Source organism: Sphingomonas sp. (assembly GCF_036269755.1).
Classification (GTDB): domain Bacteria; phylum Pseudomonadota; class Alphaproteobacteria; order Sphingomonadales; family Sphingomonadaceae; genus Sphingomonas.
Window position 1 is genome coordinate 126,967 of record NZ_DATBDV010000009.1, and the last position, 25,396, is coordinate 152,362.

General features: G+C 66.3%; 32 protein-coding genes. 15 read left to right on the top strand and 17 right to left on the bottom strand.

Translation table 11 applies throughout. The features are described 5' to 3' along the window. Window positions 1-5: 5 nt before the first annotated feature. The 12 genes from sucD to VH326_RS07300 form a co-directional block, all read right to left on the bottom strand. Window positions 6-890: a succinate--CoA ligase subunit alpha gene (sucD, locus tag VH326_RS07245; protein WP_329631135.1), complete on the bottom strand. Its 885-nt coding sequence runs from the start codon at window positions 888-890 to the stop codon at window positions 6-8. A 54-nt stretch (window positions 891-944) separates the two neighbouring features. Then, window positions 945-1,241, bottom strand: coding sequence for a GIY-YIG nuclease family protein (locus VH326_RS07250; RefSeq protein ID WP_329631136.1), 297 nt, complete (start codon window positions 1,239-1,241; stop codon window positions 945-947). 51 nt (window positions 1,242-1,292) lie between these two features. Then, window positions 1,293-2,255: a malate dehydrogenase gene (gene mdh / locus VH326_RS07255; RefSeq protein WP_329631137.1), complete on the bottom strand. Its 963-nt coding sequence runs from the start codon at window positions 2,253-2,255 to the stop codon at window positions 1,293-1,295. 139 nt (window positions 2,256-2,394) lie between these two features. Continuing rightward, on the bottom strand, window positions 2,395-2,676 hold the full coding sequence (locus VH326_RS07260; protein ID WP_329631138.1) for a hypothetical protein: 282 nt from the start codon (window positions 2,674-2,676) through the stop codon (window positions 2,395-2,397). Beyond that, the gene (locus VH326_RS07265) at window positions 2,676-2,999 is read right to left on the bottom strand and encodes a heavy metal-binding domain-containing protein (RefSeq protein WP_329631139.1); all 324 of its coding nucleotides are present in this window, start codon (window positions 2,997-2,999) and stop codon (window positions 2,676-2,678) included. Before VH326_RS07265 ends, VH326_RS07260 begins: the two co-directional genes overlap by 1 nt. Further along, complete coding sequence (locus VH326_RS07270) at window positions 2,996-3,814, bottom strand: hypothetical protein (protein ID WP_329631140.1); 819 nt, start codon at window positions 3,812-3,814, stop codon at window positions 2,996-2,998. The genes VH326_RS07265 and VH326_RS07270 overlap by 4 nt, the downstream gene beginning before the upstream one ends. A 13-nt stretch (window positions 3,815-3,827) precedes the next feature. Continuing rightward, complete coding sequence (locus VH326_RS07275; RefSeq protein WP_329631141.1) at window positions 3,828-4,556, bottom strand: transporter; 729 nt, start codon at window positions 4,554-4,556, stop codon at window positions 3,828-3,830. 10 nt (window positions 4,557-4,566) lie between these two features. After that, on the bottom strand, window positions 4,567-5,676 hold the full coding sequence (zapE, locus tag VH326_RS07280) for a cell division protein ZapE (protein WP_414714257.1): 1,110 nt from the start codon (window positions 5,674-5,676) through the stop codon (window positions 4,567-4,569). A gap of 19 nt (window positions 5,677-5,695) precedes the next feature. Next, window positions 5,696-6,169, bottom strand: coding sequence for a PaaI family thioesterase (locus tag VH326_RS07285; protein ID WP_329631143.1), 474 nt, complete (start codon window positions 6,167-6,169; stop codon window positions 5,696-5,698). 84 nt (window positions 6,170-6,253) lie between these two features. Then, the gene (locus VH326_RS07290) at window positions 6,254-7,036 is read right to left on the bottom strand and encodes a succinate dehydrogenase iron-sulfur subunit (RefSeq protein ID WP_329631144.1); all 783 of its coding nucleotides are present in this window, start codon (window positions 7,034-7,036) and stop codon (window positions 6,254-6,256) included. Window positions 7,037-7,109: 73 nt separating this feature from the next. Beyond that, entirely contained in the window at window positions 7,110-7,679 is a 570-nt protein-coding gene (locus tag VH326_RS07295) for an ATP-dependent Clp protease proteolytic subunit (protein WP_329631145.1), read from the bottom strand. Window positions 7,680-7,818: 139 nt separating this feature from the next. After that, window positions 7,819-9,177, bottom strand: a complete 1,359-nt coding sequence (locus VH326_RS07300; RefSeq protein WP_329631146.1) for an NAD-dependent succinate-semialdehyde dehydrogenase — start codon at window positions 9,175-9,177, stop codon at window positions 7,819-7,821. A 102-nt stretch (window positions 9,178-9,279) separates the two neighbouring features. On the opposite strand from VH326_RS07300, the gene VH326_RS07305 reads away from it, so the two are divergent. The 11 genes from VH326_RS07305 to VH326_RS07355 all read left to right on the top strand — a co-directional run bounded on the left by VH326_RS07305 (window position 9,280) and on the right by VH326_RS07355 (window position 16,204). Next, window positions 9,280-9,537, top strand: a complete 258-nt coding sequence (locus VH326_RS07305; RefSeq protein WP_329631147.1) for a GlsB/YeaQ/YmgE family stress response membrane protein — start codon at window positions 9,280-9,282, stop codon at window positions 9,535-9,537. Window positions 9,538-9,595: 58 nt separating this feature from the next. Further along, complete coding sequence (locus VH326_RS07310; protein WP_329631148.1) at window positions 9,596-9,862, top strand: exodeoxyribonuclease VII small subunit; 267 nt, start codon at window positions 9,596-9,598, stop codon at window positions 9,860-9,862. Next, window positions 9,859-10,770, top strand: a complete 912-nt coding sequence (locus VH326_RS07315; RefSeq protein ID WP_329631149.1) for a farnesyl diphosphate synthase — start codon at window positions 9,859-9,861, stop codon at window positions 10,768-10,770. Before VH326_RS07310 ends, VH326_RS07315 begins: the two co-directional genes overlap by 4 nt. A 19-nt stretch (window positions 10,771-10,789) precedes the next feature. After that, a complete protein-coding gene (coaD, locus tag VH326_RS07320) occupies window positions 10,790-11,296 on the top strand; it encodes a pantetheine-phosphate adenylyltransferase (protein ID WP_329631150.1) in 507 nt (168 codons plus the stop codon). Between the two features lie 141 nt (window positions 11,297-11,437). After that, window positions 11,438-12,193: a peptidylprolyl isomerase gene (locus tag VH326_RS07325; protein ID WP_414714258.1), complete on the top strand. Its 756-nt coding sequence runs from the start codon at window positions 11,438-11,440 to the stop codon at window positions 12,191-12,193. Between the two features lie 73 nt (window positions 12,194-12,266). Continuing rightward, a complete protein-coding gene (gene queA / locus VH326_RS07330) occupies window positions 12,267-13,301 on the top strand; it encodes a tRNA preQ1(34) S-adenosylmethionine ribosyltransferase-isomerase QueA (protein WP_329631151.1) in 1,035 nt (344 codons plus the stop codon). A gap of 2 nt (window positions 13,302-13,303) precedes the next feature. Continuing rightward, window positions 13,304-13,804, top strand: a complete 501-nt coding sequence (locus VH326_RS07335; protein WP_329631152.1) for an EF-hand domain-containing protein — start codon at window positions 13,304-13,306, stop codon at window positions 13,802-13,804. Further along, window positions 13,801-14,430 carry an HAD hydrolase-like protein gene (locus VH326_RS07340; protein WP_329631153.1) on the top strand — a complete coding sequence of 210 codons (630 nt, stop codon included), beginning with the start codon at window positions 13,801-13,803 and terminating at the stop codon, window positions 14,428-14,430. Before VH326_RS07335 ends, VH326_RS07340 begins: the two co-directional genes overlap by 4 nt. A gap of 39 nt (window positions 14,431-14,469) precedes the next feature. Continuing rightward, complete coding sequence (gene tgt / locus VH326_RS07345; protein ID WP_329631154.1) at window positions 14,470-15,606, top strand: tRNA guanosine(34) transglycosylase Tgt; 1,137 nt, start codon at window positions 14,470-14,472, stop codon at window positions 15,604-15,606. Window positions 15,607-15,609: 3 nt separating this feature from the next. Then, complete coding sequence (locus VH326_RS07350) at window positions 15,610-15,834, top strand: hypothetical protein (RefSeq protein ID WP_329631155.1); 225 nt, start codon at window positions 15,610-15,612, stop codon at window positions 15,832-15,834. Continuing rightward, window positions 15,827-16,204 (top strand): hypothetical protein, encoded by a 378-nt coding sequence (locus VH326_RS07355; protein ID WP_329631156.1) that lies wholly within the window; start codon window positions 15,827-15,829, stop codon window positions 16,202-16,204. The genes VH326_RS07350 and VH326_RS07355 overlap by 8 nt, the downstream gene beginning before the upstream one ends. Here VH326_RS07355 and VH326_RS07360 read toward each other — a convergent pair. Next, window positions 16,145-16,450: a hypothetical protein gene (locus VH326_RS07360; RefSeq protein ID WP_329631157.1), complete on the bottom strand. Its 306-nt coding sequence runs from the start codon at window positions 16,448-16,450 to the stop codon at window positions 16,145-16,147. The genes VH326_RS07355 and VH326_RS07360 overlap by 60 nt on opposite strands. Window positions 16,451-16,460: 10 nt before the next feature. Here VH326_RS07360 and VH326_RS07365 point away from each other — a divergent pair, with 10 nt between their 5' ends. From VH326_RS07365 to VH326_RS07375, 3 genes are all read left to right on the top strand, one after another. Then, a complete protein-coding gene (locus VH326_RS07365) occupies window positions 16,461-16,559 on the top strand; it encodes a hypothetical protein (protein ID WP_329631158.1) in 99 nt (32 codons plus the stop codon). A 182-nt stretch (window positions 16,560-16,741) separates the two neighbouring features. Further along, window positions 16,742-17,458 (top strand): alpha/beta hydrolase, encoded by a 717-nt coding sequence (locus VH326_RS07370; protein WP_329631159.1) that lies wholly within the window; start codon window positions 16,742-16,744, stop codon window positions 17,456-17,458. A gap of 219 nt (window positions 17,459-17,677) precedes the next feature. Continuing rightward, window positions 17,678-20,527 (top strand): pitrilysin family protein, encoded by a 2,850-nt coding sequence (locus VH326_RS07375; protein ID WP_329631160.1) that lies wholly within the window; start codon window positions 17,678-17,680, stop codon window positions 20,525-20,527. A 98-nt stretch (window positions 20,528-20,625) separates the two neighbouring features. Here VH326_RS07375 and VH326_RS07380 read toward each other — a convergent pair whose 3' ends face one another. Next, window positions 20,626-21,333, bottom strand: a complete 708-nt coding sequence (locus tag VH326_RS07380) for a Crp/Fnr family transcriptional regulator (RefSeq protein WP_329631161.1) — start codon at window positions 21,331-21,333, stop codon at window positions 20,626-20,628. Window positions 21,334-21,499: 166 nt separating this feature from the next. Between VH326_RS07380 and murA the strand changes: the two genes are divergently transcribed. Next, window positions 21,500-22,783: a UDP-N-acetylglucosamine 1-carboxyvinyltransferase gene (murA, locus tag VH326_RS07385; RefSeq protein WP_329631162.1), complete on the top strand. Its 1,284-nt coding sequence runs from the start codon at window positions 21,500-21,502 to the stop codon at window positions 22,781-22,783. 23 nt (window positions 22,784-22,806) lie between these two features. Here murA and VH326_RS07390 read toward each other — a convergent pair whose 3' ends face one another. The 3 genes from VH326_RS07390 to VH326_RS07400 form a co-directional block, all read right to left on the bottom strand. Then, a complete protein-coding gene (locus VH326_RS07390) occupies window positions 22,807-23,196 on the bottom strand; it encodes a hypothetical protein (RefSeq protein WP_329631163.1) in 390 nt (129 codons plus the stop codon). A gap of 95 nt (window positions 23,197-23,291) precedes the next feature. Continuing rightward, window positions 23,292-24,056: a hypothetical protein gene (locus VH326_RS07395; protein WP_329631164.1), complete on the bottom strand. Its 765-nt coding sequence runs from the start codon at window positions 24,054-24,056 to the stop codon at window positions 23,292-23,294. Beyond that, window positions 24,053-25,372, bottom strand: a complete 1,320-nt coding sequence (locus VH326_RS07400) for a cystathionine gamma-synthase family protein (protein WP_329631165.1) — start codon at window positions 25,370-25,372, stop codon at window positions 24,053-24,055. The genes VH326_RS07395 and VH326_RS07400 overlap by 4 nt, the downstream gene beginning before the upstream one ends. Window positions 25,373-25,396: the final 24 nt, after the last annotated feature.

Below are 25,396 nucleotides of genomic sequence, written 5' to 3' on the forward strand. Positions count from 1 at the left end.
TTCGATTACCCCTTCAACACCTCAAGCAACGTCTCACCCAGCAAGCTCGGGCTCGCCGACACCTTGATCCCGGCGCTTTCCATCGCCGCGATCTTGTCCTCGGCGCCCCCCTGTCCGCCCGAGACGATCGCGCCGGCATGGCCCATCCGACGCCCGGGAGGCGCGGTCCGGCCGGCGATGAACCCCGCCATCGGCTTCTTGCGCCCGCGCTTCGCCTCGTCCTTGAGGAACTGCGCGGCCTCTTCCTCGGCCGATCCGCCGATTTCGCCGATCATGATGATCGACCGGGTCGCGTCGTCGGCGAGGAACAGTTCGAGCACGTCGATGAAGTTGGTGCCGTTAACCGGATCGCCGCCGATTCCGACCGCGGTGGTCTGCCCCAGTCCGGCATTGGTCGTCTGGAACACCGCCTCATAAGTCAGCGTCCCCGAGCGCGAGACAACACCCACCGAACCTTTCTTGAAGATCGATCCCGGCATGATGCCGATCTTGCACTCGTCCGGCGTCAGCACGCCGGGGCAATTCGGCCCGATTAGTCGCGACTTCGAGCCCGACAGCGCGCGCTTGACCTTGACCATATCGAGCACCGGAATGCCTTCGGTAATCGTGACGATCAGCGGCACTTCGGCGTCGATCGCCTCGAGGATCGAATCCGCGGCGAAGGGCGGCGGGACGTAGATGACGCTCGCGGTCGCGCCGGTCTTGCTCACGGCTTCGGCGACGGTGTCGTAGACCGGCAGCCCGAGATGCTCGCTCCCGCCTTTGCCCGGCGTCACCCCCGCGACCATCCGCGTCCCGTAATCGATCGCCGCTTGGGTGTGGAAACTGCCGGTTTCGCCGGTCATTCCTTGGGTGATGACCCTGGTGTTCTTGTCGACGAGGATGCTCATTCGGTCTTTATCCTAACCGCCCCGGCGAACGCCGGGGTCCAGTTGGGAAGGCGGTCATGGCAGCGCGATGCGATCGTACAGGTCTTCCCAATCCGGGTTGAGCCCTTCGATCTCCTGCACCTTCCAGTTCCGCCTCCACTCTTTCATTTGCAGCTCGCGCTGCCGTGCGCCTTCCCAGCTTTCATGCGCTTCGTACCAGACGAGCAAATGACAGCCGTATCGTTTGGTGAACCCTTCGACGACACCGTTGCGATGTTCCCATGCGCGCTTCGGCAGATCGACCGTCGAACCCAGATAGATCGTCCCGTTGCGACGATTGGCCATGATATAGATATAGGCCGTTCCGATCATCGCTGGGCATTCCCAACTGGACCCCGGCGTTCGCCGGGGTGGTAAAAGTCCTTACTTCAAACTCTCGTCGATGCCCTTGCACGCCACCAGCAGTTCCTTGACCGCGTCGACTGACACGCGAAGGTTCGCCTTCGCCTCCTCATCCAACGCAATCTCGACGATCTGCTCGACCCCGCCAGCCCCGATCACGCACGGTACGCCGACATACAGCCCGTCGAGGCCGTACTGTCCCTCGACATACGCCGCGCAGGGCAGCAACCGCTTCTGGTCGTAGAGATACGCCTCCGCCATCGCGATGCCGCTGGTTGCCGGGGCGTAATAGGCCGAGCCGGTGCCGAGCAACGCGACGATCTCCCCGCCGCCGCCGCGGGTGCGCTTGACGATCGCGTCGATCCGCGCTTCCGTCGACTTGCCCATCTTGATCAGATCGGGAACGGGGATGCCCGCGACGGTCGAATATTGCACGACCGGGACCATCGTGTCGCCATGGCCGCCCAAAACGAACGTCGTGACGTCGCGCGCGGAGACGCCGAATTCGTCGGCAATGAAGTGGCTGAACCGCGCCGAGTCGAGCACGCCGGCCATGCCGACGACCATGTTGTGCGGGAGCCCCGAGAATTCGCGCAGCGCCCACACCATCGCGTCGAGCGGGTTGGTGATGCAGATCACGAACGCGTCGGGGGCGTTGGCCTTGATGCCCTCCCCGACCGCCTTCATCACCTTCAGATTGATGCCGAGCAAATCGTCGCGGCTCATGCCCGGCTTGCGCGCGACGCCGGCGGTGACGATGATCACGTCGGCCGCGGCGATGTCGGCATAATCGTTCGAGCCGGTGATCTTCGCGTCGAAGCCTTCGATCGGGCCACACTGCGACAGATCGAGCGCCTTGCCTTGCGGCACGCCCTCGACGACGTCGAACAGGACGATGTCGCCCAATTCCTTTTGCGCGGCGAGATGGGCGAGCGTGCCGCCGATGTTGCCGGCGCCGATCAGCGCGATTTTCTTGCGGGCCATGAGCACTCCTAAGCGCTTGTAGGCGCGCTCGGCGGCGCGCGGGACGCGACGCGCTTAGGCGCTTGGGCGGTGAGAGGCAACCGCTAATGGGCGATCGTTAACTAAACGTAATGCAAGTTATTCGCAAGTGCAATAATCCTTATTCGTCGACGTAGCGGCGCTCGCCAGTGGTCGAGTTGAACCACACCGTGACTGGCCGGCCGGTCGCTTCGTCGAGGAACCGCTCGTTGGTCGCGCGCCAGTCCTTGTCGGGCGAGGCGACGCTGGCGCTGCCGTTGTAATGGACTCGCTCGAACGCCACGCCAACAAACAGCAGGCCAGCGAACAGCATTGTCGGCCACGCGGCCCACCCTACGGCAGTGGCGGCGATCGCCAGCGCGAGCAACACGACGCTGGTGCCGAGCAGGAGGCTGCGCAGCATCATGCCGGCGGATCGAGTACGACCGCGGTGCCGTACGCGACGACCTCGTTCATCGCCTGCGCGATCTCGCCCGAATCGAACCGCATCATCACGACCGCGTTGGCGCCCATCACCGTCGCGTTCTGGATCATGCGGTCGATCGCGTGGCGCCGCGCGTCCTCGACCAGCTTGGTATATTCGGGGATCTCGCCGCCGACGATCGATCGCAGCGACGCGGTGATGTTGCCGCCGAGCCCGCGGCTGCGCACGACGACGCCGAACACCTGGCCGATCACGGCGGTGACGTTGTGGCCGGGGACGTTCTCGGTAGTGGTGACGATCATGTAGCGTCTCCTGCTGGTTCGGCGCCCGGATGCCCGCCGGCGCGCTGGGGAAGAACGAGGATCAGAATAACGATTGCCGCGACAAGCGCCAGCGACGCGATCGGGCGGCTGAGGTCGAGGCCACCCTTGCCAAGCGGCTTGTCGAGAAAATCGCCGACGGTGGCGCCGAGCGGCCGGGTCAGGATGAAGGCCATCCAGAACAAGGCGACGCGGCTGATCCGCGTGGTGTAGTAAAGCAGCGCGAGCAATGCGAGCGCGCCGCCGAACACCGCAGCGCCGCCGAGATAGCCCAAGCCTCCGTCGTCCGCCGCCCAGTCGCCGAGCGCAGTGCCGAGCGTCTGCGAGAAGGTGATCGTCAGCCAATAGAAGCTTTCCGCGCGCGGCGTGTTGATGCGGTTGACGTCGACGCTGCCGAGCGTCGCCTTCCACGCGCCGAGCGACGCCAGCACGCAGACCAGCAGCAGCGCGGTGCCCCCGGTATAGCCGATCCCGAGCGAGCGGTCGGCGAAGTCCGCCATCGTCGTGCCCGCGGTGGTCGAGGCGATGATCGTCGCCCAATAGAGGAACGGGTGGAATCTTTTGGCCATGACTTGCGCGACCACCAGCACGATCAGCGGCACGAGGAAAATCGCGGTACCGATTAGGTAGCCGCTGACGCCGCTCGCACCCGCTTGGGGGGTGGTCTCGCCGAGCCACGTCATCGTCACCGCGTCGCCGCCGGTCTCACCGAGCGTGGTCGCCAGGATCTTGATGATCCAGAAGCCGAGCGTGACCGCGGGCACTTTGCTCAACACGGCGCGCATGTCGTCGGTCATTCGATGCTCCTTCCTAGAAGTTCAGCCCGAGCGCGACATAGGCATGATATTTGTCGCCGCCGCGCCCGGCAAAGCTTGGCCCCGCCGAGGCGAGCAGCGCGAGCGGCCCCTTCAGCCGCCACACGCCGCCGACGCCCAGCGTCGTAGTCGGCCGTCCGCCGAACGCATCGGGCCCGCGATGCGTTGCCTCGACGCCGAGGCTCAGCCGCGACGAAACCTCACGAGTCACCGCGCCCGCAACTTGCCAATAATCGCGGTTCCCTGCCCCCGGGTTGATCGCATAGCCACCACCCCCAAAAAGCGACCATTTGCCCACATCCTTCTGCACCCAGACCGGGAGCAGCATTCCGGTCTTCCCCGATCCGAAGCGCTTGCCCGAACTCGGCAGGATGAGGCGCGGGAACGCGGCGATTGAGAAACCGGCGGCTTCATCGTGATAGAATCGGTATTTGATCCCGAGCTCGACGTCGCCGATTCCGCTCCGCGCGCCGGACCCGCGAGTGAAGTCGACCGGCAGCGTCGCAGTGAGCTGGAGGTTCTTCGCCGCGCCGTAATTGAGGTCGAGCCCGGCCGACCCGTCGAACGCGCCGAGGCTGCGCGCGCCGGCGCCGAACAGGTAGATTTCCCAATGGCGATAGTCGGTCGGCTCGGGATCGTCGGTATCGTAGGGCGGGCCGGCGAACGCTGGCGTCGGGAGCAACGTCAGCGCCGTTGCGGCGAGGTAAAGTCGCGATCGCTTCATCGCGGCAAGCCTAGTCCGCCCCGTGGCCTTGTGCCAGATAGGCGTCGGAACGCATTTCCTCGAGCCGGCTGACGGTGCGCTCGAACTCGAAGCGGCCATCGCCCTTCGTGTAGAGTTGGCCGGGTTCGGCATCGGCGGCGGCGAGCAACTTGACCTTGTGTTCGTAGAGCGCATCGATCAGCGACACGAACCGCGCCGCTTCATTGCGGTTTTCCGGGCCGAGCCTCGGGATGCCGACCAGGATCACGGTGTGATAGCGCCGCGCGATCGCGAGGTAATCGGCGCTCCCGCGCGCTTCGGCGCAGAGCTTCTTGAAGCTGAACACCGCGACGCCTTTCAGCGCTTTGGGCACATGCAGCGTTCGGCCACCCTGCACCGCGATATTCTCGGCGGGGACGTGCTCGGCATCCTCGGGCGGATAGTCGGTCAGGCGAAAGAATGCCGCGGATAGCTGCGCGGTCGCCTCGGCCCCGTTGGGGACCAGCCACGTCTCCTGCACCCCGAGCCGGTCGCGGCGGTAATCGACCGGACCGTTCAAGGGCAGCACGTCGAGGCGTTGCTCGATCAGCTCGATGAACGGCACGAAATGCTCGCGGTTGAGGCCGTTCTTGTAAAGGTCGCGCGGCGGCCGGTTCGAGGTCGTGACGACGGTCACGCCCGCTTCGATCAACGCGGTGAACAGCCGCGACAGGATCATTGCGTCGGGCGAATTGGTCACCATCATCTCGTCAAATGCGAGAAGCCGCGCTTCGTCGGCGAGTGCTTCGGCGACCGGCGCAATCGGATCTCCCGCTTCCTTCTTGCGCTCGTCGGCGATGCGCTGATGCACTTCGAGCATGAACTCGCCGAAATGGACTCGGCGCTTGCGGCGGATGGCGAGGCACCCGAAGAACAGGTCCATCAGCATCGACTTGCCGCGCCCGACATCGCCCCACAGGTACAGCCCGCGCGGGGAATCGGGCTGCCTGCCCAGCGCGCGCCACAGCAGCGAGCCGCGCTTGGGGACGGCTTCGAGTTCGTGCTGCAACCGGTCGAGCCACGCGGCGGCGGCGGCTTGGTCGGGATCGGCGCGCAACTCGCCCGCCGCAACCAACGCGTTGTATCGCTCGATTACCCGCATCACGCCGGGGAAGCGTATTTCATTGGTTGCTCACAAAAGCGGGCGGGGACGACTTGCGTAGCGTGCCGGTGAAACTCGCGATCGTCGGGCGACCCTCCTGGACGATCAGCCCGCGCAGGAACAGCATCCGGCTGGTCTCGCGCAACAGCTCGATATGCGCCTCGATCGCTTCGCCGATCACCCCGCCGCCGATGAATTGCGCCGACAGGTCGAGCGTCACCGCGCCGCCAGCGCTCAAGCAGCCGAACGCGCGCGACGCTGCGAACAGCGACACGTCCATGAAGCCGAGCAGCGCTCCGCCATGGACGTTATCGCGCATGTTCGAATGGTCGTGCCGCGGCATCATCCGCACGCGCGCCTTGCCGTCTTCGAGCTTGACCTGGAGCGGTTCGAGAAACGAATTGAACCGCGTGCGGTCGCGGAACGCCCAGGTCTTCCATCCCGGCAGGTCAGGGTCGTCCTCGTAGGCAAAGAGGGGGGAAGGTTCTTCCACTTTTACGCCTCCCCGGCGAAGGCCGGGGTCCAGCATCGGACCGCTCGTAACTGTACCCCGGCCTTCGCCGGGGAAGCGTTTGACTTAGACAACCCGCTCGGCTTCCATCTTCTTGATCTCGGCGATCGCCTTGGCCGGATTGAGGCCCTTGGGGCAGGCGTTGGCGCAGTTCATGATCGTGTGGCAACGATAGAGGCGGAACGGGTCCTCGAGCTGGTCGAGCCGTTCGCCGGTCATCTCGTCGCGGCTGTCGGCGAGCCAGCGATACGCCTGGAGCAGGATCGCGGGCCCCAGGAACTTGTCCGAATTCCACCAATAGCTCGGGCAAGAGGTCGAGCAGCATGCGCACAGAATGCACTCGTACAGCCCGTCGAGCTTCTCGCGTTCGGCCGGCGATTGCAGCCGCTCCTTGCCCGCGGGCGCCGGCGTCACCGTCTGCAGCCAGGGCTTGATCGAGGCATATTGCGCGTAGAAGTGCGTGAAATCGGGGACGAGGTCCTTGATTACTTCCATGTGCGGCAACGGGGTGATGGTGACGTCGCCCTTGATATCCTCGATCGCGGTCGTGCATGCGAGGCCGTTCTTGCCCTGCATGTTCATCGAGCATGACCCGCAAATCCCCTCGCGGCACGAGCGGCGGAAGGTGAGCGACGAATCCTGCTCGGACTTCATCTTGATCAGCGCGTCGAGCACCATCGGGCCGCAGCTGTCGAGGTCGATCTCGAACGTGTCGTAACGCGGATTGTCGCCGGTATCGGGGTCGTAGCGATAGATTTTGAAGGTCTTCACCCGCTTCGCGCCGGCCGCCTTGTGGACCTTGCCCTGCTTGGTGATGCGACTGTTCTTGGGCAGGCGGAACTCGGCCATTCTTAACCTCTTGGTGCTCGCGCGGTTTGGGCGTCCGGCTATGCCTTTCGCCGTGCCAGTGCAACCCCGCGCGCTAGATCACGTCGAGCACCAGGCCGAGGTCGCGGGCTTCGTCGGCGTCGATGTACCAATTGTTCGGCGCGCGCTTGCGGACCTCTTCGAAGCTCACATTCGACCCGCGCACGAGGTCGCGGAAGCCCTCTTCCTCGATGTTGACCGAATGCTCGATTTCGTTGAGCTTGGCCTTGAGGCTGGCGACCTGCATCTTGAGCGGGCCGGACAGAGTGACGCTCGAATCGATCTGGCGTTCGTGGACCATCAGCCGAGTCCCGCGCGTCAGGAAACGGTGCTCGACCGGGAAGGTGGCCATGAAGGTCGCGCCCGCCGAATAGACCGCGGCCTTGCCCAGGAACAGGATGTCGCGGCGCTGGAACTCGCGGATCAGGCGGACGTCGTCGCCCATCGCCCGCGCCACCTCCGGATCGCCGCCGAGCGTAGTCAGCGAGACGACCAGCATGCCGTCGCCGGGCGCGGCGGCGAGCTGGTCGCAGAACGTCTGGTACATGGCATAGTCGACCGTGCCGCGCAGCCGGATGTGCGGGGTGGCGAGGAGGGGGTATTTCTGGAGGGTGCTGTCGGTCATGGCGCGGCAAACCGGTTGCGTGCCGTTAGGTTCCCCACTCAACGGCACATCGCCTCCCCGGCGGACGCCGGGGTCCAGCATCGGGCCGCTCATAACTGGATCCCGGCCTTCGCTGGGGAGCGTAGTGGGTGAAGGTGCGTTACCCGATCACCGCCTTCAGGTTCATGAATTCGTGCAGCCCCCACGGCCCCAGCTCGCGGCCATGGCCGGATCTTTTGACCCCGCCGAACGGCGCTTCGGGGGTCGAGGCGAGCATTCGGTTGATCGCGGTCATCCCCGCGGCGATGTCGCGGGCGAAGCGCTCCTGCTCGGTCTTGTCGGTGGTCCACACGCTCGACCCGAGCCCAAACGGCACGTCGTTGGCGAGCGCGATCGCCTCGTCGATGTCGGCGACCTTGAACACCATTGCGACCGGGCCGAATATCTCCTCCTGCGCGACGTCGGCGTCGGGATCGACATCGACCAGGACGCCGGGTGTGAGATAGGCGCCGGGCAGATCGGGCTTCTCCGCGCCGAACAGCAGGGTCGCGCCGGCCTCGCGGAAGCGCGCGACCTGATCGACCACGGTATCGCGCTGCTCCTCCGACGATAGCGGCCCCATGTCGCTGTCGGGCTCCATCGGGTCGCCGGTCTTGACCGCTTTCATCCCGGCGGAGAACTTGTCGAGGAACGCGTCGTAAACGTCGGCATGGACGATCATCCGCTTGGCGCAGATGCACGACTGGCCCGTGTTCTGCGTGCGCGCGGTGACCGCGGTCTTGGCGGCGAGATCCACATCGGCGGAAGGCATGACGACGAACGGGTCCGACCCGCCGAGCTCGAGCACGACTTTCTTCAACGCCTTGCCCGCGGCTTCCGCTACCTTGACGCCCGCGCCCTCGCTGCCGGTTAGCGTCACCGCGGCGATGCGGTCGTCGGCAATCAAATCGGCGATCTTGTCCGACTTGATCGCGAGGTTCTGGAACAGGCCTTCGGGCGCGCCTGCCTTGAGGATCGCAGCCTCGATCGCCGCCGCGCAGCCCTGCACCGACGAGGCATGCTTCAACAGCCCGACATTGCCCGCCATGATCGTCGGCGCGGCGAAGCGGATCACTTGCCAATAGGGAAAGTTCCACGGCATCACCGCGAGCACCGGACCCATCGGCAGCCAGCGCGTGGTGACGTGGCCGGCGGGCGTTTCGACCGCCCCGTCCTCGAGCAGCTTGAGCCCGTGCCGCGAATAATAGCGAAACCCGGCGGCGCATTTCTCGACCTCGGCGATCGCCGATTTGAGCGTCTTGCCCATTTCCTCGGTCGCGATCCGCGCCAGCGCCTCGCGATCGTCCTCGAACACTTCGGCGATGCGGCGGAGCAGCGCCATGCGGTCGTGCGGGTCGCTGGTCCGCCACATGCCGAACGTGTCGTGCGCCTTGGCCAGCTGCACCTCGACTTGCGCGTCGGTCAGCTCGGCATGGCTCTGGCCGGGCTTGCCGGTCGCCGGGTTGATGCTGGTGAACATGGGCCGCTCAACGCCTCGCTCGCTGCGAATATCCCGACAATCATTGTGCAACCGGAACAAGCGTGCAATCCTTTGACGGTTACCAATGTGGGAGAGGGAATAATGGGTATCATCCGCATGATCGTCGTGGGATTCGTAGTCGGCGGCTTAGCTCGATGGTTCTTTCCGGGCCCGGTGCCGATGCACTGGTACTGGAGCATCTTGCTTGGCATCGCCGGGTCGTTCCTGGCCGGCTTCGTCATTCAAATGCTCAGCCCCGCGCAGCGTCAGAAGCCTTTTCATCCGGCGGGGTGGATGGCATCGATCATCGGCGCGATGGTGCTCATTCTGATCAACAATCACTTCCATTTCCTAACGTGAGCGAAGGCAGCGGATCGGCGGTTGCTCCCGCCGGTCCGCTGCCGCATAGGATCGGCGCATGGATACGCCGATCGACCAGCCGATAGAGAATTTGGCGTTCGAGGACGCGCTGAAGCGGCTCGAAGAGATCGTTCGCCAGCTCGAAAGCGGCGAGGCGAAGCTGGGCGACGCCATCACCTTGTACGAAGAAGGCACGCGGCTGCGCCAGCAATGCGCCGCGCGGCTCGACGCGGCGCAAGCGCGGATCGAGGCGATCCGGCTCGATTCGGACGGCCGCCCGGCCGGCGTCGCGCCGTTCGACGCCGCCAGCACTCGAACAGAATGAGCACGCAGCCGGTGGCCGCTTCGCTGACGCTCCAGACCGAGCTGGCCGAGGTCGGCGCGGAGGTCGACCGCCACTTCGATACGTTGCTGACGATCCCCGACGATCCGCGCGCCGACCTGTACCGCGCGATGCGGCATGCCGCGATCGGGGGCGGCAAAAGGCTGCGGCCGTTGCTGGTCTTCGCCTCGGCCAATCTGTTCGGCGTCGATCGCGCGAGCGCGCTGCGCACCGGGACCGCGATCGAGGCGATCCATGTCTATTCGCTGATCCACGACGATCTGCCGTCGATGGACGACGACGATGTCCGGCGCGGCAAGCCCACGGTGCACAAGGCGTTCGACGAAGCGACCGCGGTGCTGGCGGGCGATTGCCTCCACGCGCTGGCGTTCGAATGGTTGGCGGATCCGGCGACGCACCCCGACCCGTTCGTCCGCGCCGAACTGGTCGGCGAAGTCGCGCGCGCATCGGGGCCTGCCGGGATGGCGGGCGGACAGATGATGGATTTGATCGCGGCGACCGCACGCTTCGACCTCGCCACCGTTACGCGGCTCCAGGCGATGAAGACCGGCGCGCTGATCGCATGTTCGGTCGAGGCGGGCGCGATCCTCGGCCGCGTGCCGCCCGACGGCCGCACCGGCTTGCGCGGCTATGCCCGCGACGTCGGTCTCGCGTTCCAGATCGCCGACGACCTGCTCGATGTCGAAGGCGACGAGGCCAAAGCGGGCAAGAAGCTGCGCAAGGATGCGGGGGCGGGCAAGGAGACGTTCGTCTCGCTGCTCGGCGCCGACCGCGCGCGCGAGCAAGCGGCGATGCTGGTCAGCCAGGCGATCGATCATTTGCGCGGCTACGGCGCCGAAGCCGACCTGCTCCGCGCCATTGCCCGCTTCGTGCTCGAGCGCGACCGGTGACGGACGGGGAGAGGGAATCATGACCATTCGCACCGGGGTCTATCCCGGCACCTTCGACCCGGTCACACTGGGGCACGTCGACATCATCCGGCGCGGCGCCAAGCTGGTCGATCGGCTGGTGATCGGCGTCACGACCAATCCATCCAAGTCGCCGATGTTCAGCCTGGAGGAGCGGATGGCGATGGTCCGGCGCGAGGCGGCGGCGGTCGGCGGCGAGATCGAGGTGGTGAGCTTCGATTCGCTGCTGATGGATTTCGCCGAGCGGGAGCGGGCGAGCGTCATCGTTCGGGGCCTGCGCGCCGTCGCCGACTTCGAATACGAATATCAGATGGCGGGGATGAACCAGCAGCTCAACAATCGCATCGAGACGGTGTTCCTGATGGCGGATGTCGCGCTGCAGCCGATCGCCAGCCGACTGGTCAAGGAAATCGCGCTATACGGCGGCGATATCACCAAGTTCGTCCCCCCCAGCGTCCGCGACCAAGTGACCGCGCGCGTCACCGATTTGGGCCGCAAGGGGAACTAACGGGTCGGCGGTTCGGGCTTGGCCGCCGCCGCGCGCGACTCCCGTTCAGCCTGCCGTAATTCGGCCATGCCATCATCGCATTGGCGGGCGCGGCGATTTGCTTTAAGCGCGACGACCAACCCCTTTTCTCTCGGAGTGCCCATGCGTTTGTTTCTCGGCCTGATCGCGACGATCTGTCTTGCGGTCACCGGCGGTCCGGCGATGGCGGCGAAGAAGAAGCCGGTCGTGGTCAATCCGGTCGAACAGCGACTCCCCCCGCCGCCGCTCAGCGACACGCAGAACCTGCTCTATCTCGACCTGTCGACCGGCGGGCGGGTGGTCGTGCGGCTCTATCCTAACGTCGCCCCGAAGATGGTCGAGCGGATCAAGATCCTGACTCGCCAGCGTTTCTACGACGGCCTGACCTTCCACCGCGTGATCGACGGCTTCATGGCGCAAACCGGCGATCCCAAGGGTGACGGCACCGGCGGGTCGAGCCTTCCCGACGTGCCCGCCGAGTTCAACTGGATGCCGCACGTGCGCGGCGCGGTGGCGGCGGCGCGCGAAGGCGCGGCGCCCGATGCGTCGGCCGAGGAGAAGGCCAAGGCCGAGAACAGCGCCAACAGCCAGTTCTTCATCGTCTTCCAGCCCAAGCTGTCGCTCGACAAGAAATATACCGTGTTCGGGCGGGTGATATCCGGGATGGAGTTCGTCGATTCGGTCGAGCGCGGCGAGCCGCCCGCCAACCCGTCGCGGATCCTCCACGCCTACATCGCCGCCGACAACCCGCCGCCTTACACGCCTGCGCCGCCGCCCCCGCCGGTGACGCTCGCTCCCGCGCCGTCGCTTGCGCCTGCCGTGACTCCCAAGCCTGCGGTGACGAAGCCCGCAGCGCCTAAGCCGGCGGCGAGGAAGTGACGTCGCCCCGGCGGAGGCCGGGGCCGCCCACCGCTCACGGCCCCGGCCTTCGCCGGGGCGACGGAACCGGACGATGAACGTCGACCTGTTCGACTTCGACCTGCCGCAGAGCCGTATCGCGCTGCGCCCCGCAACCCCGCGCGATGCCGCGCGGATGCTGGTGGTCGAGGGCGCCGCGATGCACGACCGCGTGGTGAGCGACCTTCCCACCGCGCTTCGCCGTGGCGACTTGCTGGTGTTCAACGACACGCGCGTGATTCCCGCGCAACTCGAGGGCACGCGCGGTGGTGCGAAGATCGGCGCGACGCTCCACAAGCGCGAGGGGCCGCGCCGCTGGCGTGCGTTCGTGCGCAATGCGCGGCGGCTGCGCGACGGCGATGCGATCGACTTCGGCGCCGGGACAACTGCGACCGCGTCGGACCGTGCCGAGGACGGCAGTTTCGCGCTCGATTTCGCCGGCGACGAGCCCGTCGAGCTGCTGCTAGAACGCTGCGGGCGGATGCCGCTTCCACCTTACATCGCGTCGAAACGCCCCACCGACGCGCGCGACGTTGACGATTACCAGACGATGTTCGCCGACGAGCCCGGCGCCGTCGCCGCGCCGACAGCGGCGCTGCACTTCACGCCCGGCCTGATCGCTGCGCTCGATGCCGCGGGGATCGGCCACACCACGCTGACGCTGCACGTCGGCGCGGGAACCTTCCTGCCGGTGAAGGCCGAGGATACCGACGACCACCGCATGCACGCCGAATGGGGCCGGATCGACGCCGTCACCGCCGACCGCATCAACGCCACGCGCGCTGCCGGCGGCCGTGTCATCGCGGTCGGCACCACTAGTCTCCGCCTGATCGAAAGCGCCGTCGGCCAAGCCGGCGTGGTTCACCCGTTCGAGGGCGACACCGCGATCTTCATCACACCGGGGACGCGCATCCGCGGGATCGACGGGCTGATGACCAACTTCCACCTGCCGCGCTCGACGCTGTTCATGCTCGTCTCGGCGCTGATGGGGCTGGACGTCATGCAAAAAGCCTACGCGCATGCGATCGAAACCGGCTATCGCTTCTACAGCTATGGTGACGCGTCGCTGTTGCTGCCCGCGAAAGGATGATCATGCGCGTTGCCATCGGCCTATTTGCCCTCGCGATGGCGGCGCCCGCGCTCGCGCAAGACCGCGTGCCGATCCCGCTCGGCAGCAAAGGACCGCCACCGGTCGGCCCGACCCCGCCGAGCCTGGTGGTCGAGCCCGCCGCGATGATGATCGCGGCGTGCGATTCGAACGGAGACGCGCGAGTCACGCGCGATGAGATGCACCGCTGCCTTGCGCACAGCTTTGCCGCGATCGACACCGGCAATAGCGGCAAGCTGGGCTATATCGCCTTTGCCGACTGGGCGCAGATGTGGCTCGGCGACCGCACCGCCTTGCCCAGTCCGTTCGACACCGATGCCGATGGCGACAATCGCATCACGCTCGCGGAGCTGACCGCCAAGTTCGACGACATGTTCGCGCGGCTCGACAAGGACAAGGACGGCGTCCTGACTCGCGCCGAATTGCTCACGATCCGCGCCAACATCGCACCCGATTTCGAGCGGCGGCACCGGGGCAAGCCGTGACCGCGCGCTACAAGCTGGTGATCTTCGATTTCGACGGCACATTGAGCGACAGCGGCGAGTGGTTCCTGTCGATCATCGACGATTTGTCCGACCGCTTCCGATTCCGCCGCGTCGACCGTGCCGAGGTCGAAGTGCTGCGCCGCCGCCCGACGCGCGAGGTAATCGCGCATCTTCGCATCGCCGGATGGAAGCTGCCGCTGATTGCCCGCTACGTCCGCGCGCGATTTCGCGACAATGCGAGCGACATCCGGACCTTCGATGGGGTGCGCGCTATGCTCGCGACGTTGTCCGACGCGGGCGTGCGAATGATGCTGTGCTCGTCGAACGGCGAGGACAATGTCCGCGCGGTACTCGGCGCCGATGCGGCGCGGTTCGAGGCGTTTTTCTGCGGCTCGGGCCTGTTCGGCAAGGTCGCCAAGTTACGCCGCGCGGTGAAGGCGAGCGGTCTCGCCCCCGCCGACATCCTCGCGATCGGCGACGAGACTCGCGACATCGACGCGGCGCGCGCGGTCGGGCTCGGGTGCGGCGCCGTGCTGTGGGGCTATGCCAACCCCGACATCCTGACCGCGATGAAGCCCGACGTGACCTTCGCGGCGCCGGCAGAGATCGTCGCGTACCTGACCTGAGGTCGACAAGAGATCGGCGCGCCCGCTACACGCCGCGCGATGAACCCGCGTTTCGAATTCACCATCCACGCCACCGACGGCAAAGCACGCGCAGGCGAGATTGCGATGCGGCGGGGGACGATCCGTACGCCGGCGTTCATGCCGGTCGGGACTGCCGCCACGGTCAAGGCGATGAAGCCGGCGGACGTGCGCGCGTCGGGCGCGGACATCATCCTCGGCAATACCTATCACTTGATGCTCCGACCGACCGCCGAGCGAGTCGCCCGGTTAGGGGGGGTGCACGCTTTCATGGGGTGGGATCGGCCGATCCTGACCGACAGCGGCGGGTATCAGGTGATGAGCCTGAGCGAGCTGACCAAGCGCGACGAGCAGGGAGTCGAGTTCAAGAGCCATCTCGACGGCACGCGGCATTTGATGAGTCCCGAACGCTCGATGGAGATTCAGCGGCTGCTCGGTTCGGACATCGTCATGGCGTTCGACGAACTGGTTCCGACGACTTCGACCAGGGAGGTCCAGGCGTCGGCGATGGCGCGGTCGATGCGCTGGGCGAAGCGCTCGCGCGATGGGTTCCTCGGCGGCGGGCAGCATGCCGAAACCGCCGCGCAGTTCGGCATCCAGCAGGGCGCGCTCGACGAAGCTTTGCGCGGCGAAAGCGCGGCGGCGCTCACCGGGATCGGCTTTGACGGCTACGCGATCGGCGGGCTCGCCGTGGGCGAGGGGCAAGCGGCGATGTTCGGCTGCCTCGACTTCGCGCCAGCCCAATTACCAGCGGATAAGCCTCGCTATTTGATGGGAGTCGGCAAGCCCGACGACATCGTCGGCGCGGTCGAGCGCGGCGTCGACATGTTCGACTGCGTGCTGCCGACACGCTCCGGCCGGACGGGCCAGGCGTTCACGCGGACCGGGCCGATCAACATCCGCAACGCCAGGTTCGCCGAGGACAGCGGCCCGCTCGATCCGGACTGCGGCTGCCCCGTTTGCGCGACATGGGAGCGCGCATACCTCCACCACCTCGTCCGTGCGGGTGAGATTTTGGGCGCGATGTTGATGACCGAGCACAACCTTTATTTCTACCAAGCGTTGATGGCCGACTTGCGCGCCGCGATCGCGGCGGGTGAGCTCAACGCATTTGCGGCGCGATTCCGGTCGCGCTACGTGAGGGTCCAAGGAGAGTGACGCGTGACCGATGAGACAGAGGGCGGCGAGGTCAAGGAATTCGGCCCCGAAGAGAATGAGATCATGGCCGCTGCGCGCGCTGCCAAGGAGCGCAAGGAAGCCGTGGCGAACAAACCCGAGCCCGGCAAGCTGAGCAATTGGGGCATCGCCGTGATCGGCGCGGGGGTCGGCTCGGCCGCAGTGGCGGCGGCGGTGCTGTACGCCAATCGCAACAAGAAGCGTGGGTGAGCAGCGCCTGATAGCGGAGGCCTATCGCTGGCAGCGGCGGCTCGGGCATCGCGTCATTGAAACACCGCATTGCGCGATCGTCGTCGATCCCGCCAAGCCCGATCTGTGGGACGCCAACCACGCGGACGATGTCACGGCGACGACGGATGCCGATATCGACGCGGTGCTGGCGGCGATGGACGAGCACCTCGCGCACAGCGAATGGCGCGTCGTCCATACCGACGCTTTCACGCCGGGTCGCTTCCTCGCGCGGTTGGCCTATCTCGGGTTCGAGGAGCGGGCGGTAGTCGTGCAGATGACGTGCGACCGTCTAAAGCCGAGCGGCGGCGCGCCGGTCGATCTGGTCGAGATAATCGACGACGCCGGATGAGCGGCGCTGACCGGTCTCGTCCGCGCCGATGTCGCGGAGGGCAAGCGCACGGGCAGGCTTGATCTCGACGATGTGTTCGTCGACGACATGGTCGCGAATTATCGCGCTAAGGCACCCGTCTACCGCTTCCACCTCGCGCTGCTTGACGGCGCGGCGGTCGCCTACGGCGCAATGATCGCCGCGCCCAACGGGACGAGGATGATCGAGGATCTGTTCACCCCTGCCATCGGCGCGGCGGCGCGGCATCGCCTCGACGATGATTGCGCATTTCGATCGAGAATTGCGCGCGGGCGGCTGCACCGGCATCTTCCTCGGCGCGGTGGCGGCGGAAGAGGCCAAGTCGCTCTATTTTTAACTCGGATTCCGCCCGGCGATGCTGACACGCTGTTGGGTGAAGCAGGTCGGCTGAGTGGGCGTCCGTGATCGGGTCGAAAGCGGACGTTCTCCCGATATGAGCGGCATTGGACGCCTTGTGCCATCTCGATTTGCCCAGCCCCTCACCCAGTGTTATCGACATCACGAACGGGGGAATAGAGCATGGCGACTTTTGTCCTGGTGCACGGCGCCTGGCACGGCAGTTGGTGCTGGGCACGGGTAAGGCGGGCGCTCCTCGACCAAGGACATCAGGTGTTTACACCGACGCTCTCCGGCGTGGGGGAACGAAGCCACGCGCTGTCGCCCGACATCGACCTCCGGCGGCACGTGGACGATGTCGCCAACCTGATCCGTTGGGAGGAGCTAGATTCGGTAATCCTCTGCGGCCATTCCTATGGCGGTTGCGTCATCAGCGGCGTCGCTGACGTGCTGCCCGATCGGATCGCTGCTTTGGTCTATCTGGACGCCTTCCTGCTGGAAGATGGCGAATGTCTCCATGACCTTCTCCCCACCGAGCACCGGGAGCTACAAGTCAGCCTCGCGAAGGAACATGGGGAGGGCTGGCGCGTACCGCCGATTCCGGCCGAGGTCTTCAATGTCAATGCGCTGGATCGCGATTGGGTGGACCGGCAGTGTACCCCCCAGCCGCTGGCCACCTTCCAGCAGCCAGTCCAACTGGATGGCGGGCCTTCCCAAATTTCGCAGAACCATTTCATCTATGCGTCGGATTGGGAGGGCACACCGTTCGCCGCATCGTATGACCGCGCAAAGGCGCGCGGCTGGACGACGAGCGAGATCGGCTGCGGCCACGATGTCATGCTCGACTGCCCCGAAGCCCTCACGGCAGAGTTGATCGGAGTGGCGAGCGCCGCCCGATGATCAGGGCCTGAAACACGTCCCTTGGATCTGACAAACCGCGGATCGGCTGCTTCAAGGAAGTTCGAACCTGTGTCGTACTTCCGCAACCGGGCGCCAAGCTGCCACGGGGCTAACGGCCGCAAACGGGGTCGCCAGCTTACATTGCCGCGTTCCGATTGACTCGCACCGTTTTACCGCGACAGAACACGTCCAACCGCCCTCGCGTCCCCGGAGAATTCCATGCGCCTCACCCGTGCCGCCCTGTTGCTTGGCGTTGCCCTCATTCCCGCGACCGCCGGCGCCGCACCCAAAAAGGCAGCGCCTGATCGAGCCGCGACGGTCAAGCCGCTCGCCTACACCATGCGCACGCTCGCCAACGGCCTGCGCGTCTACGCGATCCGCGACACCAAAACCGCGAATGTGTCGGTGCAGGTCTGGTACAACGTCGGGTCGAAGGACGATCCGAAGGGCAAGTCGGGCTTCGCGCACATGTTCGAGCATTTGATGTTCAAGGCGACGCGCAACCTGAAGTCGGAGAATTTCGACCGCCTGACCGAGGATGTCGGCGGCTACAACAACGCATCGACCAACGACGATTACACCAATTATTACGAAGTGGTCCCGGCCAACCACCTCCAGCGGCTATTGTTCGCAGAGGCCGACCGCATGGCGAGCCTGGTGGTCGAGCCGGTCAGCTATGCGTCGGAACGCGACGTCGTGAAGGAGGAGCTGCGGCTGCGCACGCTGGCGACACCGTACGGCAAACTCTATTCGATCTACTATCCCGAAATCAGCTACCGCGTTCACCCGTACGCTCGGCCCGGCATCGGCAGCCTTGAGAATCTCGAAGCCGCGACGATCGACGATGTCCGCGCGTTCCATGCGACCTATTACCGTCCCGACAATGCCGTGTTGGTGGTGGCAGGCAATTTCGATCCGGCGCAGCTGAACGCGTGGGTCGACCAGTACTTCGCCGGGATCAAGCGCCCAGATCGTCCGATCCCGCGCGTGACGGCGACCGAGCCCGAGCGGACTCACGCGGCAAGCTACACGGTCTACGAACCCAATACGCCGCTGCCCGCCGTGCTGATCAGCTATCCGATCCCGTCCGACAACAACGCGGATATCCCCGCGCTAACCGTGCTCGACGCGATCCTGTCGCGCGGCGACAGCTCGCGTCTCTACCAAGACTTGGTCTATCGCGACCAGCTCGCGCAATCGGCGAACACCTTTGTCGACACCAAGCAGGGCGCGGGCAATTTCGTCGTCGTCGCGACCATGGCGGCGGGCAAACAAGTCGCTGCCGGCGAGGCCGCGCTCCGCGCCGAAGTCGCGCGCGTCCGCGACGGCTTGGTCACGTCCGCCGAACTGGCGCGCGCGCGCAACCAGATCCTGACCGCGACGATCGAAAGCCGCGAGACCGCCGACGGCAAGGCATCGACCATCGCACGGTCGGTGATCATCGACGGCGATCCCGCGGCGGCCGACGAGCAACTCGCGGCGATCGCGCGCGTGACGCCCGCCGACATCCAGCGCGTCGCGCGGCGCTACCTGACCGACAGTCGCTCGGCGGCGATCCGTTACATGCCCGCCGAAATGGCACCCAAGTCGGGGGCGAAGGGCGACAAGATCGCGGTCGCGAGCACCGTCAGCGTCGCCGAGCTCAAGGCTCCCGCCGATGTCGAGGTGATCGCGCCGGCGAGCGACGCCGAGCGCGTGCCGGTGCCCGATCCCGGCAAGCCGGTGGTCGCGGCGCTTCCCACGCCGATCACGATGAAGTTGGCCAACGGCATGACGATCATCGTCGTCGAAAAGCACGATCTGCCGCTGGTCACGGCGTCGATCGTCGCCAATGGCGGCGGCGCGGCGGATCCCAGCGGCCGTGCCGGACTCAACAATCTGACCGCGGACCTGATGACCAAGGGGACGCGCACCCGGTCGGCGACTCAGATCGCGAACGAAGTGGAGCGGCTCGGCGGATCGATTTCGTCCGGCGCGGGCTGGGATTCGGCGGAGGTCGCACTCGAGGTGAAGTCCGACCAGATTGCCCCCGCACTGGCGGTGCTCGCCGATGTCACCCGTAACCCGGTCTTCGCCGCCGACGAATTGGAACGCGACCGCGCGCAGACGATCGACTCGGTGCAAGTCCAGCTCAAGAATCCCGCACGGATTGCCAGCCTCGCCGCTGCGCGCGTGGTGATGGGCGACGGGCCCTACGGCCATGCCCTGGCGGGAACCCCGACCTCGCTCAAGGCGATCACCCGCTCCGACGTCCAGTCCGCCTATGCGGCGACCTGGCGACCCGAAAGCTCGACCTTGATCATGGTCGGCGACATCACGCCGGCCGCCGCCAAGGCGCTGGCCGAGCGGAGCTTCGGCACGTGGCGCGATGCCGGCCCGCTTCCGCTCGTCCCGCCTACGACGCTACCGCCGGCGGCGACTACGCCGCGGATCATCGTCGTTGACATGCCCAATGCGGGGCAAGCGGGCGTAGTGGTCGCGCGGCCCGGCATCGCGCGTAGCGACCCCGATTTCTATGCCGCAAGCGTCGCCAATGCGACGTTGGGCGTCGGCTTCTCGTCCCGGCTCAATCAGGAGATCCGCATCAAGCGCGGGCTCGCTTATGGCGCCGGCAGCGGCATCGCGGCGCGGCGCCAGCCCGGCTACGTCTCGGCCAACACGCAGACCAAGAACCCGTCGGCGCCCGAAGTCGTCGGGCTGATCATCGACACGATGCGCGGGATGGGCGCGGCGCCGGTGCCGGCGGCCGAGCTCGCATCGCGCAAGGCCGTGCTGATTGGCGATTTCGGTCGCGAGACCGAGACGACTGGCGGGATCGCCAGCATGATCGGCGGTTACGTGATCGAGAACGTGCCGCTCAGCGAATTGAAGGCGTTCACGCCCAAGATCGACGGAGTCGACGCCGCGACCGTGCAGCGAGTGGCACAACGGCTGCTCGATCCGACCGGCGCAAGCATCATCGTCGTCGGCGACGCCAAGCTGTTCCTCGACGATCTGCGGAAGAAATATCCGAATTTGGAGGTGATCCCGGCGGCCTCGGTCAATCTCGACAGCCCGACATTGAAATAGCATCTCGTCGCCCCGGCGAAGGCCGGGGCCGCTACGTTACTTGGCAAGTGCTGGATCAAACGCTGCGGCCCTGGCATTCGCCGGCGACGCTATGAGGCTTAGCGTGCTGCCGGCAGCCAGCTCAGGTCTAGCCCCTCATACCGGTCGGCATAGTTCGCGGCGCGCATCAGACCGCCTTCGTCGAGAAACGTTACTCGGCCGTTCTCGCGCGCGATCAGCCCTTCTTCCTCGATCTGGCGCAGCATGCGGTTTACGTGGACCGCGGTCAGCCCGGTGGCGTCGCCGATCTCTTCCTGCGTCAGCCCGAGCATGAAGCTGTTGCCGATATGCTTGTCGAGCATCCTCAAACGGTTGCGCATGTCGATCAGGATCGCGGCGACTCGCGCCTTGGCCGACGTGCGCCCGATCGCCGCGAGCCGGTCGGTCAGCGCGGCGCGTTCGATCTGGCCATAGACCATCATCAATGCAGCGAGCCGCGGATGCGCGGAGAGGATCTCGCTCAGCGCCGATCGCTCGAACGGGCAAACGACGCTGTCGCTGAGCGCGGTGATCGTCTCGGGCGCCTCACGATAGACCAGGCTGGTCAGCCCCATCATGTCGCCGGGAAACTGGAAACGCAGGATCTGCCGGCTGCCGTCGTCGAGCAGCACCGACGACATCATCGTCCCCTTGCGCAGGATAAACAGTTCGCCGACGCGGTCGTTCGCGCGCTGCAGCGTGGCGCCGCGGCGCACCTTGCGCTCGCGCTCCTCCAGCCGCGCGAGTGCGGTATGTTCTGCCGGGGTGATCGTGACGAGATCACCCAAACGTTCGGCAAAGCAACTCCCTGACACCCGACGCAAACTCCCCCGGCCCTAACTGTCACAAAGCAGTGCGTGCGGGCCCGTGCATTAAAGTCGATCAAGGGCCGTTGCGAGCATTTTGCAAATACCGCTGCTTGCGCGGTGCCGCTGGGGCGATAGAAGCTCGCGCATGGACCGCATCCTCATTCGCGGCGGCAACCGGCTGGCCGGCAAGCTTCCGATTTCCGGCGCCAAGAATTCCGCGCTGACATTGATGCCGTGCGCGCTGCTGACCGAAGAGCCGGTGACGCTTCGCAACCTGCCGCGGCTCGCCGATGTCGACAGCTTCGGGCATCTGCTCAACCAGCTCGGCGCATCGACTCAGATCGAGGGGTCGCGGCCCGAGGATTTCGGGCGCGTGATGACGATGCGCGCGGGGCGACTGACCTCGACCGAGGCGCCGTACGACATCGTCCGCAAGATGCGAGCGTCGATCCTGGTGCTCGGGCCGCTGGTTGCGCGCGCCGGCGAAGCGACGGTGTCGCTGCCCGGCGGCTGCTCGATCGGCAACCGGCCGATCGATCTGCACCTGAAGGCGCTCGAGGCGATGGGCGCGCAGATCGAGGTCGCGGCGGGGTACGTAAAGGCGACCGCGCCGGGCGGGCGGCTGCCGGGCGGCCGCGTCGCCTTCCCGATCGTGTCGGTCGGCGCGACCGAGAATGCGGTGATGGCGGCGGTGTTGGCCAGTGGCGGGACGGTGATCGAGAATGCCGCGCGCGAGCCCGAGATCGTCGACCTTTGCAACCTGCTGATCGCGATGGACGCATCGATTTCGGGGGTCGGCACCGAGACCTTGGAGATCGAAGGGCGCGATCGCCTCCACGGCGCGACCTATCGCGTGATGCCGGACCGGATCGAGGCGGGGAGTTATGCCTGCGCGGTGGGCATCGCCGGAGGCAAGGTCGAGCTGGCGGGGATCAAGGCCGAGGACATGCGCGCGACCGTCGCTGCCTTGGTCGATGCCGGCGTAAGCGTCGAGGAAAAGGGCCAGTCGCTCCATGTCTCGTCGGACGGCAAGCTCAAGCCGCTGACGCTATCGACCGCGCCGTTCCCGGGCTTCGCTACCGACATGCAGGCGCAGTTCATGGCGATGCTGTGCAAGGCGGGAGGCGCGAGCGTCTTGACCGAAACGATCTTCGAAAACCGCTACATGCACGTGCCCGAGCTCGCGCGGATGGGCGCCGACATCCAGGTGCGCGGACGGACTGCCGTGGTGCGCGGGGTCGATCACATGGTCGGCGCGCCGGTGATGGCGACCGACCTGCGCGCGTCGATGAGCCTGGTCATCGCCGGGCTGGTCGCCGAGGGTGAGACTCAGGTCAGCCGAGTCTATCACCTCGACCGTGGCTACGAGCGGCTCGAGGAAAAGCTACAGGCGGTCGGCGCCGATATCGAGCGCGTCGGCGACGGCTGACCGCCGGGCGCGCTACGAACTCCTCACCAGAACGCTGCGGGATTGGGCGAGGGCGCGTTGCATGCGCGACGATGGCCGCGGCGGCAGGCCGCGACCTGCGCGCGCCACGCCTCCATCGCCATGGCATAGGCGCGGCGCTGATGATTGTAGTGCATCCGGTCCCGCATTGTCGCCGCGTGCCGCGCGCGGACCGCCGAATCATAAGCGGCGAGATCGCGCGAATATTGGCTCTGCGCGTCGGCGGCGACCGCCGCATTGGCGTCTGCGCGCGCCGAGTCGCGCGCGTCGATCGCGTCGGCCGCCCGGCGATTGGCCGCGGCGGTGCTCGGCGCGGTGCCGGGGCCGGTGGTTTGGGCGACGGCGGGCGCGGCGGCGATCAGACCGAGGGCGGCGAACACGAGATACTGGCGCATGGCGGTGGGTCCTGACTGTTTAGACCCGCGGGGAACGCACAACATACCGCCTCCGTTCCGATTTCGGGGCGAGAGCGACGACCCCCCATCAACCGTCAGCGCCACCAGTCGCGATCGCGCGGTGCCCAGCATCGCGCGGCGGCGACGATTTTGTCGGGGAAATCGGCATCGTCGGGCACGACCAGCGGCAACCCCGTGGACGCGACGATGCGGTCGAGCGTGGCGCGGTCGAGCCGCTCGGGGTCGTGCCCGGCTTCGCGGCAGACCAGCCGCCACAGTTCGAGTTCCTGCCCCCAGAAATAGAGCGATTCGGCACCGATATTGCCCTGGATGCTGTGGACGTCGTCCCATTTCTGCGGCTCGACCAGCTTCGCCCAGATGTCGGCCTGGACGCTGTCGACCCGGGAGTCGGGCCGCCACGTTAGCGCGTCGTCCTCGACCAAAGTGATCTTTGCCCGGGCTTGCTCGGGTAGCTGCTCGAAAATGCCGAGCCCGCCGATCAGCGCGATCACCGCCGGATCGTGTTCGACCACGGTCACTCGGTCGACTTCGTCGCGCAGCGCGACGTTTCCCACGCACCATCCCATGCCGAGCCCCAGCACGACAGTATGGCCAAAGGCGACCGCGATGCCGATCCGCTGGCTTTCGATTTCCATCGGCACGATCGACATCCACGTCGCCGAGTCGCCGGGCGATCGGCGCGAAAGCAACGCGGTGTCGAACAGCGCGAAGCGGTCGCCCCAATAACCGGGCGCGCTCGCCACCATCGTGGTGGCGATCGTCCACTCGCCGACCGCGCCCGGCCGATAGCTTGGCAGCCACAGCCCGGCCGCGAGGTCATCGAGCGTCGCGGCGGTCAAATCGCGTCGAGCGCCGCCGCGAAATCGGCGATGAGGTCGTCGGCATCCTCGACCCCGATCGAGATCCGCACCAGATTGTCGGTGATGCCAAGCGCTTGCTTGCGCGCGTCGGCGACCGACAGATGGGTCATGCCGGCCGGGTGCGAGGCGAGCGTTTCGGTGCCGCCGAGGCTGACCGCGAGCTTGGCGATCTTGAGCGCGTCGAGGAACGCAAACGCCTCCTTCTCGCCGCCCTTCAAGTAAAGCGAGAAGGTCGATCCGGCGCCGGTGCAATGCCGTTCATAGATGTCCGCCTGGCGCTTGTCCTTGCCGTCCTTGAGGAAGCCGAGATAGCCGACTCGCTCGACCTTCGGGTGGTCGCGCAGGAATTCGCAGACCTTGACCGCATTTTCGCCCGCGCGGCTCATCCGCAGCTCGAGCGTTTCGAGGCTGCGCAGCAGCATCCACGCGGTGTTGGGATCGCAGATCGTGCCGATCGTGTTGCGCATCAGCCGGATCGTGTTGATGTGCTCCTTCGACCCGAGCACGCCCCCGGCGACGAGGTCGCTATGGCCACCGGCATATTTGGTCAGCGAGTAGACGACGATGTCGGCGCCCTGCTTGAGCGGTTGCGCCCACAGCGGCCCGAGAAAAGTGTTGTCGATCGCGATCGGCGGCTTGGCGCCCTTGAAGATCGCGTCGCGGCTCGCGCGCACCGCCTCGACATCGACCAGCGCGTTGGTCGGGTTGGCCGGCGATTCGAGATAGATCAACGCGACGTTGCCGGTTGCGGCCTTCGACATCACCGAGTCGATCTCTTCACGAGTCGCGCCTGCCGGAAAATCGAGCCAATGCACGCCGAAACGGCCCAGGATTCGCGCGATCAGCGTCTCGGTCGCGGCATAAAGCGGACCCGAATGGACGATCGTGTCGCCGGGCTTGACCATCGACAGGAACAAAGTGGCGATCGCCGACATGCCGCTCGAGAAAGCGAGCGCGTCCTCGGCCTCTTCCCAGATGGCGAGGCGATCCTCGAGGATTTCCTGGTTGGGACCGTTGAAGCGCGAATAGACGAGGCCTTCCGCACCGCCCGGGCGCTTGCCCGTCACGCCCTCGAAATGGCGCTTGCCCGCCGCCGCGTTGGGAAAGACGAAGGTCGAGGTCAGGAAGATCGGCGGCTTCAACGATCCTTCGGACAGCATCGGATCGTAGCCGTGCCCCATCATCAGCGTCGAGGGCTTAAGCTGGCGCCCGCCGATCGAGGTCGGCTCGGTTTTCTTGGGCGCAGGCGCCGCGACCGCGGTCAGGTCGGCTTCGGTCTCGTTCTTGTCGGCCATCGGTGATACTCAGCTGGTGCGGGG

Excerpts from the sequence above, each read along its gene's own strand:
- sucD (WP_329631135.1), bottom strand. The coding sequence starts at position 890 with ATGAGCATCCTCGTCGACAAGAACACCAGGGTCATCACCCAAGGAATG.
- VH326_RS07250 (WP_329631136.1), bottom strand. The coding sequence starts at position 1,241 with ATGATCGGAACGGCCTATATCTATATCATGGCCAATCGTCGCAACGGG.
- mdh (WP_329631137.1), bottom strand. The coding sequence starts at position 2,255 with ATGGCCCGCAAGAAAATCGCGCTGATCGGCGCCGGCAACATCGGCGGC.
- VH326_RS07260 (WP_329631138.1), bottom strand. The coding sequence starts at position 2,676 with ATGCTGCGCAGCCTCCTGCTCGGCACCAGCGTCGTGTTGCTCGCGCTG.
- VH326_RS07265 (WP_329631139.1), bottom strand. The coding sequence starts at position 2,999 with ATGATCGTCACCACTACCGAGAACGTCCCCGGCCACAACGTCACCGCC.
- VH326_RS07270 (WP_329631140.1), bottom strand. The coding sequence starts at position 3,814 with ATGACCGACGACATGCGCGCCGTGTTGAGCAAAGTGCCCGCGGTCACG.
- VH326_RS07275 (WP_329631141.1), bottom strand. The coding sequence starts at position 4,556 with ATGAAGCGATCGCGACTTTACCTCGCCGCAACGGCGCTGACGTTGCTC.
- zapE (WP_414714257.1), bottom strand. The coding sequence starts at position 5,676 with ATGCGGGTAATCGAGCGATACAACGCGTTGGTTGCGGCGGGCGAGTTG.
- VH326_RS07290 (WP_329631144.1), bottom strand. The coding sequence starts at position 7,036 with ATGGCCGAGTTCCGCCTGCCCAAGAACAGTCGCATCACCAAGCAGGGC.
- VH326_RS07295 (WP_329631145.1), bottom strand. The coding sequence starts at position 7,679 with ATGACCGACAGCACCCTCCAGAAATACCCCCTCCTCGCCACCCCGCAC.
- VH326_RS07300 (WP_329631146.1), bottom strand. The coding sequence starts at position 9,177 with ATGTTCACCAGCATCAACCCGGCGACCGGCAAGCCCGGCCAGAGCCAT.
- VH326_RS07305 (WP_329631147.1), top strand. The coding sequence starts at position 9,280 with ATGGGTATCATCCGCATGATCGTCGTGGGATTCGTAGTCGGCGGCTTA.
- VH326_RS07310 (WP_329631148.1), top strand. The coding sequence starts at position 9,596 with ATGGATACGCCGATCGACCAGCCGATAGAGAATTTGGCGTTCGAGGAC.
- VH326_RS07315 (WP_329631149.1), top strand. The coding sequence starts at position 9,859 with ATGAGCACGCAGCCGGTGGCCGCTTCGCTGACGCTCCAGACCGAGCTG.
- coaD (WP_329631150.1), top strand. The coding sequence starts at position 10,790 with ATGACCATTCGCACCGGGGTCTATCCCGGCACCTTCGACCCGGTCACA.
- VH326_RS07325 (WP_414714258.1), top strand. The coding sequence starts at position 11,438 with ATGCGTTTGTTTCTCGGCCTGATCGCGACGATCTGTCTTGCGGTCACC.
- queA (WP_329631151.1), top strand. The coding sequence starts at position 12,267 with ATGAACGTCGACCTGTTCGACTTCGACCTGCCGCAGAGCCGTATCGCG.
- VH326_RS07335 (WP_329631152.1), top strand. The coding sequence starts at position 13,304 with ATGCGCGTTGCCATCGGCCTATTTGCCCTCGCGATGGCGGCGCCCGCG.
- tgt (WP_329631154.1), top strand. The coding sequence starts at position 14,470 with ATGAACCCGCGTTTCGAATTCACCATCCACGCCACCGACGGCAAAGCA.
- VH326_RS07360 (WP_329631157.1), bottom strand. The coding sequence starts at position 16,450 with ATGCCGCGCCGCCGCGCCGATGGCAGGGGTGAACAGATCCTCGATCAT.
- VH326_RS07365 (WP_329631158.1), top strand. The coding sequence starts at position 16,461 with ATGATTGCGCATTTCGATCGAGAATTGCGCGCGGGCGGCTGCACCGGC.
- VH326_RS07370 (WP_329631159.1), top strand. The coding sequence starts at position 16,742 with ATGGCGACTTTTGTCCTGGTGCACGGCGCCTGGCACGGCAGTTGGTGC.
- VH326_RS07375 (WP_329631160.1), top strand. The coding sequence starts at position 17,678 with ATGCGCCTCACCCGTGCCGCCCTGTTGCTTGGCGTTGCCCTCATTCCC.
- murA (WP_329631162.1), top strand. The coding sequence starts at position 21,500 with ATGGACCGCATCCTCATTCGCGGCGGCAACCGGCTGGCCGGCAAGCTT.
- VH326_RS07390 (WP_329631163.1), bottom strand. The coding sequence starts at position 23,196 with ATGCGCCAGTATCTCGTGTTCGCCGCCCTCGGTCTGATCGCCGCCGCG.
- VH326_RS07400 (WP_329631165.1), bottom strand. The coding sequence starts at position 25,372 with ATGGCCGACAAGAACGAGACCGAAGCCGACCTGACCGCGGTCGCGGCG.